Raw genomic sequence first — 9,601 nt, 5'->3', positions numbered from 1 at the left:
TATGAGGTCACCACTTTCATTGAAGAAGTTCATGATTTGCTTGAACAAACAGTTCGTGATATGAGGGGGGAAGAGTAGTTGTCAACTGTTGACCAAATCAAATATACCAAGCATGGAAATTCATCGATACTGAGCAACATCATGATTGATGATGACACAAGGGCTTCCGAGATTCCTCCATCTCCAAAGGAGGAAATTGACACCCTACCGGTTCATCAAAGAAAATCCGACACGTCTGCAGCAGAAAGGTTGGATATCGTATACGCTAGTATAATCCTTAGTGAGTTGCAGCAGGGACTATTCTCTATTCTTAATCAGTATCTATCAACGGCATCAACAGCTGACATAGGCCAAGTAGAAGAGCCTCAGATTCTATCAGTCGAGGGTGAAATCATTGAGCAGCTCCGGAATCTTGTGTCTTCTCTGCGAATTCAAGATCGTGCCTATTTTGAAGATAATGAATTCACATATCATACTGTTTCTAGATTGTTATCAACTCCATCGCAAGATTCTGACGAAATTACAGTGATAGTAGATAGGCAGAAGAGAAAAATGAGTCTAGACGCAGCGAGAGCTCTAATCTCAGAATCTCACGTCAATCCAAAGGACCCTATTTTTTCACTCGGTGGAAAAGCAAGCGCGAAGCAGGGTACTGTTCTAGAATCCGAACATGATGAAGAAATCTATGGTCTGGAGAGGTAGGAGCTGTCCATTTTCGTTGATACTAGCGGGTTTTTTGATTTCTACAACCGTAGTTCTGCAAAGCATGAAGATGCAATCGAAACAATGAGGGAAATACAGAAAGGTAGGTGGGGGCGAATTGTAACTACCAACTATGTTCTTGATGAGCTTTTGACACTTATTTGTCATAAGATAGACCATCAAAGCGCAGTTTCATTTGGTGAATCTTTGCGAAAATCAGAGTTAGTTACTTTCTTCATAGACGAGCAGTGGGAGAAGCATGCTTGGAACTATTTCAAAACACTAGAGAATTCCGAGATTAGTTTCACTGATTGCACATCTTTCGTTGTAATAAACAGACTAAATGTGGATTACGTATTCACCTTCGACAGACATTTCAAATCACAGGGATTCAATGTAGTATAGCGAAAAATAGAGAATACTCCGGATCGTAGAAGGAATGCAGTATTTTATCCGAAAGACCGAAGAAATTGAGATGCACTGACTTCGTATGTATCGACTTGCTTCATGGAGGATTCCTATTTGGCATATATTGTGTCTTCTTGCTTATACTGAACCTTTAGGCGGATATGTTGTCATATTCACACATTCCACCATGAAGCAATCTGCCTTTCAGAGCGTTAGCAATAATCAAGTTTTGCTTCACCCTTTCAGAAAAGAAGGTGATTTCCAATAAAGCGTGGACGAAAGAACTGATTCTACACCAAAAAAACATAGCTGCGAACCTACCACCAATCGCGCCTACAGCATAAATGCCATGGAACTATGTTACTGCTCACGTCAATTATACTTAAATTTGGGTTTCAGAAGAATATAGTCATGAACAAAGAGAACTATTACAGATGGCTGTTTACTATTGGGGCTGTGTTTAACTGGTTTATGGCGGTCTCTTTTCTTGTTGGCAGTGTTGCCATTCCAGACATATTCGTTCTCTTTGGTACAGCAAATCCTCCCACCCTTTTCTTCTTGCATGCTTTGCTGGGTTTGATATTTGTTTACGGAATTGGCTATTTCATTGTAGGGCAGGATATTCACAAAAATCGGGGCATTGTCTGGTTAGGAGTTTTGAGTAAGCTCTCCTTTTTTGGATCTTGCGTGATTTACTTTCTATTGGGAGATCTGACCTTCATGATTGTCGCGTTTGGTTCGTTTGACTTCTTCTTTGCAGTTCTGTTCTTGGAATTCATCATTAATTATGAAAAACTGTGAACATTCACGTGCGTTGATGAAACAGCGGTCCACTCTTGGTGTCCGTAATCATTATAACAGAGGACTGGATATAGTACTGTCAGCCTATCTTCTAGGAGGATGGGAGGAATTCGAATGAATAATGATAATGCTCCGCTATTTGCCGCTAGTCTAATTTTGAGTCTATTTGTAATATCTGTGGCATCTCCGTTATTGCCTGAAATCGCAGCTTCATCGAGCACGGCAGGAAGTGGACCTTACGTAGACAAAATTGTGTACGACGTGATTACGCAGGACGACGAGGCTGTTCTCGCTCTGCAAAATGGTGAAATCGACCTGATCGGTGACAGGGTCGACCCAAGCTTCTTGCTGGAACTCGAACAATCAGATGATATAGCGACAGCGAATAAACTCAGAAACGGGTATGGGTCTATAACCATCAACTGCAGAGATGATGCGTACCCACAGAACATAACCGCTTTCAGAAGGGCTCTTGCTTTTGCTGTAGACAAACAATCCATTTCTGCGGACGTTTGGGACAGTCTGTCCTTTCCACAGGACAGCTGTGTACCACAAGTAAACCCATTTTCTGTTGAAGACAAGCTAACATACCACTACTACGAGGCCAACGTCGAAATTGGTAACCAGCTACTTGATGCAGCCGGCTTTGCAGATGCTGATGAGGATGGGCTCAGAGAGGCCCCGAATGGAGAGGACTTCGATGTCCTCATCGAGTGTGCAGATTCATCCAATCTCGCCATTGAGATCGGTGCCATTTTCGCCGATGCTCTGCAGGCACTCAATGTTGATGCCACTTCTGAACCTACTGACTTCTACGAATACCTGAACCGTCTGTACTTCCACGGTGACTATGACATGGCATTCCTCGGCTCGTCATTCAGTGATTTTGATGTTGACTGGCTTGCCTATCAGTACTGGTCCGAATACGCTGATGAGCCATACTGGAACTTCCCGAACTTTGCCAACGCGACCTATGATAGCTGGAGAGATCAGCTGCTCCATGCAACTGGGTACGAAGACGTGTATGAAGCAGCAATCGAGATGCAGAAAATCTGGGTCTACCAGTCTCCCATGATCATAGCCTACGAGAACTTCGAGATTTCAGCCTACAGGACCGATAGATTCGAAGAACACAAGAATGATGTTAGTTGTGGAGTTCCAGGATACTGGACCAACTACAAGGTTCATCTCATAGACTCAGAGGGGGGCCCATTCGGAGGCACCTTCACATGGAGCAATCCGATGGATGTTGACTCTTTCAATTTCATGGTCACGTCTTCCACGTACACCATGAACGTTCTTGATATGCTATATGACAGCCTTATCAAGCGGGACTGGACTGGAGATAACAAAAATTGCCTGATTACTGATTACACGGCAAAGACCCATGCAGACGATCCGAATGTTCCAGACGGTCACACAAGATTCACCTTCAATATGGTCCAAAACGCTAGCTGGACAGACGGCGAACCGCTAACAGCCGAGGATGTTGCATTTTCGCTGAACTACTATCGTGATTCCCCCGGTAATCCGTATGGTGTTGATTTAACAGAGATGACTGCGGCTTACGCCAAGGCACCGTATACACTTGAGGTGGAATTCAACACTGAGTCATACTGGCACCTGCACACGGTCGCGTACAAGCCAATCATACCAAGGCACATATTCATCGATATAGGTCTCAATGGCTGGAACACGTGGGATCCCAACCCCCCAGCTGAAGAAATGGTAACTTCAGGCCCCTTCTATGTGTCGCAGTATGTCGTTGGCGAATCTGTTGAGCTCAGCAGAAACCCGAGGCACTTCCATAGCCTTAGGCCCGATATCGACAGTCCGCAGGATATCGAGTATGAACGGTTTACTACTGGCAATTCGATAACATGGAACCCATCAGGTATTGTCCCAGGCTCCTACGAGATTCTGAGAAACGGTACCCTCGTGAAATCAGGTGTTTGGAACGCAAGTTCGGAAGTTATACCTATCTCGGTTGATGGACTTGATGTAGGCACGCACAACTATACACTCATTGTCTATGACGCAAACGGCAATAGTGCTACTGACTCTGTCATGGTCACCGTTTGTCCCCCCACATCCATGACTCTTGACCATCCTTGGGACATCGTATATGAGCAGGGCACTACTGGTAATTCAATAACATGGAATGTATTCGCCGGTGACCCGACGTCCTATGAACTCTTTAGAAACGTAAGCCTCATCGCTTCTGGTGGTTGGGATGGCGATAATATCACCATTGACGTCGACGGTCTGGATCCAGGTATACATAATTTCACAATCGTGGTTTCTGGAAGCAGTGGGAATCCGGTCAGTGACACGGTGTTTGTTATAGTCGCACCTTTCTCTCCACCAACCATTGATGAACCAGACGATATTGAATATGAGGTCGGATCGACAGGTCACGCTATCACGTGGAGTCCATGGGATTTCAGTCCTGACACCTATGAAATCTACCGCAATGGAACCCTCGCAGAGTCTGGTACTTGGGATGGGGGTGATATCACATTGTCTGTGGACGGACTTGATGTAGGGACCTACAACTATACAATCATAGTGTCTGATACGATCAGCAATACAACGAGCGATACGGTTATCGTCATGGTGGTAGAGGCTGGTGGTACAACTAGCACCACAACCACAACAACTGATACTACTAACCAAACTACACCTTTAGGCGAGTTGCCTTTCGGTGTCCTCGTAATTGGATTGGCAGGTGTTGCTGTTGCTCTTGTTCTGTCGGTGATTTTCGTCAAATGGAATCGTGGGTAAGCTCCTGTTCGGAGCTCCCACCCCCGCTGAAGAACATGAATTGATTGCATCTGCGTTTCAAACAACAGGGAATGAAGCTTACGGAGTTGATTGCTTAGGTTTTCACATGCTAGTGACAGGACAGAAAAAGCAGATAGATTCTTTCCAGCTCTCTGACAAGGATAATAAGGAGCATTCACAGACTACATGTGATGGAATATGTCTGGAGACGGTTTATGATTGCAATTTCCAACCACCCCGTTTGAGAATTTCTGGGATTTTGGCACATTTTTCGGTTTCTTCTTGCTTCCGTTGCTTCTGCCCGTTATCGTGTTGATTATCTGCGGTATTGCCTTCAGGAGAAAGGTTCATACGAGCGGTTTTGCCGTGCAGCCGCCCGCCTATGTGATCCCGGAGGAGCATCGTCGTGAAGCGATTGCTTCTGATGGCTCCAGTATGCAAACCGTACGCCTTCCAGATACATGCCCTTCTTGTGGTGCTTCATTATCCCCTGAAATCGTAGATTGGGTTGGGCCGCTAGAAGCCAAGTGCAGCTACTGCGGCGCTGTCGTGAAGGCGACATTCGAAGAAGTCTGAGTTTGGAGTTCACGACCTATTGTAGTACGGCAATCAAGAAAATGATGGCTTTGAGAAGAGATTCCAGAAATTGTGAGGCGGGAGAAAAAAGGGCAAGTGGAATCAGCTGTGGTACGGGGCAAGGATTGGAGGGACGCTCAATTACCCGGAAGGTATCGTTTGTTGTCTTTGCCTAACCGAATCAGAAGTTTGAATGGAGATGACATGTTCTCCAACGCGACTTATCTCTTGGATTTGAAAACAAGGGTTATCGTGTATCCAAGTGCTCGGTTGGTGCAATGAATATTCCTGATGGTCGTACGATGTAAGCGAAGGAGTGCTTCGTAGAGGCAATTGACCTGTTAGGAGCCTCCTTGCTCATCTATAACAAATTCTCTACATTCTTGAATAATAACAAATGTCACTGCTACACCTAAGACAATGACTATACCCGGCAGAATGGCATCTATAGGGTTAGGACGTACTTCAACAATCACCGTGTCGCTGACGCTGTTTAGAGTCTTGTCGTAAACGACCAATGTGAAGTTGTAAACCCCACTATCTATTTCACTAATGTCGGTGAGAATTCTTGATCCATTCCAGTACCCTGATTGGATAAGAATACCATTCTGATAGACTTCGAAAGAATACGGATTTCGGTCACTGGGATTCCAGGTTATGTTCTCTCCCGGAGTATACGCGATGATTATAACGTCGGAAGGGTGATCTATTCGAGGGTGAAGTAGATCAAGAAGATGCGGGTGTCTGTCTGTGTTGTTGGCAGATCCAGGGATGATGTATTGGTCGCTTCCATCATAATCGCTCCAGTAGTTCCCGGAAGCCCCATTATCCCACGCATTCGTCCAGCTATTATCGAGACCATTGGTTTCTTCGTTGTACCCCAACCGGTTTTCATAGAGGATATTGTCTTCACAGCTCCCTTCCAATGCTACACCTAGCTCATTACCAATGGCAGTGTTGCGGAAAAACACACACAACGAGGAACTGGTAAGTAGAAACCCAGTTTCCGAATTATTGGACCCAGTATTGCCAGTGACTTGCATGTAATCGGAAAATGAAATAGTGAATCCATCTGAATTACCAAAGGCGGTATTGTTCACTATTCTGGTATCATCAAAGAAATCTAAGTTGAACCCTACCTTATTATCTCTGGCTGTATTGTCAGCAACTGTGGCGTTTTCTCCATACGCCAGAAGGAAGCCATTTCCATGGTTTTTTGATGATGTGTTGTTTTCCAGCAGACAGTGTTTTGAGCCCAGCAAACGGAAGCCGCCAATCGAATAGAAATCATCAACTGAGTTATTCGAAGCAGTATTGCTACGCAACAGGCATGTCTCCGAAACGTATAAGAAAAACCCACTCAAATCGTTTCCATGTGCTGTGTTATGCGCTAATTTGCATCCATATGAATATCGGATGAGATACCCCCTGCCGTTGTTTTCGTAAGCAACATTCTTCGAAAGCACGGTCTTGTTGCATTCTACAATGAAGAATCCTCCAGCTGCTTGGTAGTCCTCGAGGGAGTTCGAGAACGCGCAGTTACTCGAAAGGGTGCAATACACCGAACTCACAAGATAGAGTCCGCTATCCAAGTTATGATGAACAGTGTTCGACTCAAGGTTGATGTTACGCGAAGAGGAAATCTTGATTCCATGACCGTGGTGACTGATTATACAGTCTCGAACTTTCCCGTGTGTGACATTTCTGAAAAGAATGCCGTCGTTAGGTGTGTAGGCTGTCGAAGATATCCTACAGTTGCTTATTTCAAAGTGTGCAGTTGTGTTTACGATACTTATGCTAATTGAAGCGTTTGTAATATTCAAGTCAGCGATGACGTAGGGGTCTTCCAGACTGCCTTCACCAGGCCAACCTTGCGATGAAAAACCCGAATCGTTAGATACAGAAATTGGTTCATGTCTGGTATATGATCCACTCAATTCAGTTTGTGAATGTTCTATTAGGCGTTCTCTCAGCTCAGGGAATTTCTGTGAGCGGGGACATAGCATCAGAAGACAAATGACGACTAATCCAACGATGATTGCCCTTGACTCTCTCAATTGCCTACCCTATGTAGATTGATACCTTCTGTGTATGAAAGCATTTCGCCTTCGCCCGGTACCGTCAGCACTTGCGGCATTTCAACTCGAAGGGGGATGTGTGTTCGGATTGCCTATGCTTGAGAGGTTATCGTTCGCAGTCGAAAAATGGTTCTGCATAGATGTTCTGGATAGGTTGCAACTGCCCTATTGCCAAATAATTGCAGGACAAGAATGAAAGAAATTTGTAAGGTTCCCGACAAACTTAGAATCATCAAAATCCATTCTAGTAGCTGACTAGAGATTGTCCGCTTCTCGAACGCTCATCATCAATCTGAGAGAGATAGAAAAGTAGGAGTACAAGGGAAGTCATCAGTGAGATGATGAGCGAGGGTATATTATAGATGAAAGCCTCCTCGACGGTCCTTACACGTATTCCTCCAAACCCAAACAGAATACCTGTAACGAGGTAGCTGAGAAGAGGATAACCCGCATAAAGAGAGAGGTATGATAGGTAGATTGCCTTGTTTGATACTACTTCGTGGATACTCCACCATGCATAGACAACCAAAATAATCACGATATATGCATGGCTGAAGCTTACTAGATTCAGAGCCAGAATAGAAGCTACCCCTTCCAAGCTAACAAGCCATGGGAATATCCCATAGGAGTACGCATATCGCCAAGCCCATCCAAATACATAGACAACAAAAAGTATCCAGGCACGTTCACTTCCATTTCTTTTCAGAATAGCAATATTCCCTGCTATAAGGAAGGCACCTGCAGTTACTCCAGCAGAATCTTGCAAGAAACCAATCCAAATTCCGAGAGTCAAATCTACTGAAAAGGAAATGATCGGGAGAAGCGCATTCAGTATCGATGAAATAACTAGCATCAGGATTCCAACAAGACCAGTTCTTAGCTGGAGGTTGATTTGTATCCTTGAATCATTGATTTCAGACCATTCAGCAGGCTCGATCATGAAGAGTACTCCCTTTCCAGGCTTTGTGTCATCAAATACCTGAAAGCATTTCTAGATTTCGTTTTTGTGTCTTTCTTCGGGAAGTCATTAGCTGATTTTTGAGTTTCGTTTTAGACAAGCAACATGGTGACTGACAATTCGGAAAAAGGATTCGATGTTGGTTCTTCAAAGAACTGTATCATACAGCAAATAACAACCCAATAGAAAATCACCTCTAAGCGGTCTTGACATTTCCTTCTGATGCTTTCTTTTGCACAACAACCATTCGAAACAGGGAATTGGCTTCTCGATACTTGATATATCGATCTTCCACAATTGTCCATGAATTAGCAACATCTTTGAGAATCTTTTCTAATACCGGCTCAGTTGTCTTCGATTTGCTAACAAACATGCAGAGAAATGCACCTATTTTCACTGAATCCATAATGCGGTGCAAGAACTGAGTTTCCTTTTCTCGATCTCTTCTGTAGAAATGAAGAATAGAATCAAGAAGAACATAATCGAAATCGGGTTCAATAGGATACTCGAATAGATCCGCAACTACGCCCTCCACTTGCAGGTTTTCCTTCTTCGCCTCCTGTATCATCTGTTTGATTCCAACACTAGAATGATCCACACCCGTGACATCATAGCCAAGGCGTGCAAGAGCTAGTGCATCCCTTCCTTGTCCACATCCCAAATCAAGCACCTTCCCTCGACGTTCTTGTTCGCTGAAGAACTTCACGAGCTCTGGATACGGCTCTCCGAAGTGGTCTCTTTCTTCATAGTATATGTCGTATTTTGTCAAGAACATTCCTTCCGCAACAAAGCAATACATCTATGTTACTCATACTTCTCAAAAACGAAGCGATATCCACGAGGTAAATTTCTCATAGCCTGCCCATCACCTTGCCAATTGAATCCCGAAGAAAATTCGCCAGCATCATTGCGTGATGCTTGGGGCATTTATCTCACTTAAATGAGTGCAATCCATTATTTGCATAATCTCATTGTGAAGAACCCACTTTCTGGGCGAAAATTCAGTATTGTCGCTCTCCACCCAGTTTCAGCCCTCCCTCAAACAGTATCTCCATCCCTAGATTCTTCACAACGGCAAGGGTCTTCTTGGGAGGATTCGTGCTCCACAGCATAGGCTCTTCAAAGAATAGGTGCTTTCATTGTTGCCTGAAATCTCAAGTTCAGAATAAACTTGGAATACTCCGCTGAATCGATATTATGTGCGGCTACGAAACGCTCAAATGCTAACACCCACTCATAAATATGAGCATAATAGAGAACTTGTTGATTAGAATGAAAAGAGGTTACGTACATG

Annotated in this window: 8 protein-coding genes; 5 read left to right on the top strand and 3 right to left on the bottom strand. The window is 44.2% G+C overall.

Translation table 11 applies throughout. From position 1 onward, the window contains the following. Nucleotides 1–78: 78 nt before the first annotated feature. From GF309_15725 to GF309_15705, 5 genes are all read left to right on the top strand, one after another. Nucleotides 79–702, top strand: coding sequence for a hypothetical protein (locus GF309_15725; GenBank protein MBD3160227.1), 624 nt, complete (start codon nucleotides 79–81; stop codon nucleotides 700–702). Nucleotides 703–705: 3 nt separating this feature from the next. Further along, nucleotides 706–1,107 carry a PIN domain-containing protein gene (locus GF309_15720; GenBank protein ID MBD3160226.1) on the top strand — a complete coding sequence of 134 codons (402 nt, stop codon included), beginning with the start codon at nucleotides 706–708 and terminating at the stop codon, nucleotides 1,105–1,107. A gap of 414 nt (nucleotides 1,108–1,521) precedes the next feature. Further along, nucleotides 1,522–1,911, top strand: coding sequence for a hypothetical protein (locus tag GF309_15715; protein MBD3160225.1), 390 nt, complete (start codon nucleotides 1,522–1,524; stop codon nucleotides 1,909–1,911). Between the two features lie 99 nt (nucleotides 1,912–2,010). Beyond that, nucleotides 2,011–4,695 carry a hypothetical protein gene (locus tag GF309_15710; protein ID MBD3160224.1) on the top strand — a complete coding sequence of 895 codons (2,685 nt, stop codon included), beginning with the start codon at nucleotides 2,011–2,013 and terminating at the stop codon, nucleotides 4,693–4,695. Between the two features lie 219 nt (nucleotides 4,696–4,914). Further along, nucleotides 4,915–5,271, top strand: coding sequence for a hypothetical protein (locus tag GF309_15705; GenBank protein MBD3160223.1), 357 nt, complete (start codon nucleotides 4,915–4,917; stop codon nucleotides 5,269–5,271). 341 nt (nucleotides 5,272–5,612) lie between these two features. Here GF309_15705 and GF309_15700 read toward each other — a convergent pair whose 3' ends face one another. From GF309_15700 to GF309_15690, 3 genes are all read right to left on the bottom strand, one after another. After that, nucleotides 5,613–7,328, bottom strand: coding sequence for a hypothetical protein (locus GF309_15700; protein MBD3160222.1), 1,716 nt, complete (start codon nucleotides 7,326–7,328; stop codon nucleotides 5,613–5,615). 265 nt (nucleotides 7,329–7,593) lie between these two features. Further along, complete coding sequence (locus GF309_15695) at nucleotides 7,594–8,289, bottom strand: hypothetical protein (protein MBD3160221.1); 696 nt, start codon at nucleotides 8,287–8,289, stop codon at nucleotides 7,594–7,596. 214 nt (nucleotides 8,290–8,503) lie between these two features. After that, entirely contained in the window at nucleotides 8,504–9,082 is a 579-nt protein-coding gene (locus GF309_15690; protein ID MBD3160220.1) for a methyltransferase domain-containing protein, read from the bottom strand. Nucleotides 9,083–9,601 lie beyond the last annotated feature (519 nt).

Source organism: Candidatus Lokiarchaeota archaeon (genome assembly GCA_014730275.1).
GTDB lineage: Archaea > Asgardarchaeota > Thorarchaeia > Thorarchaeales > Thorarchaeaceae > WJIL01.
The sequence above is the reverse complement of the archived record's forward strand: the minus strand, read 5'-3'. Positions and strand labels throughout refer to the sequence as shown.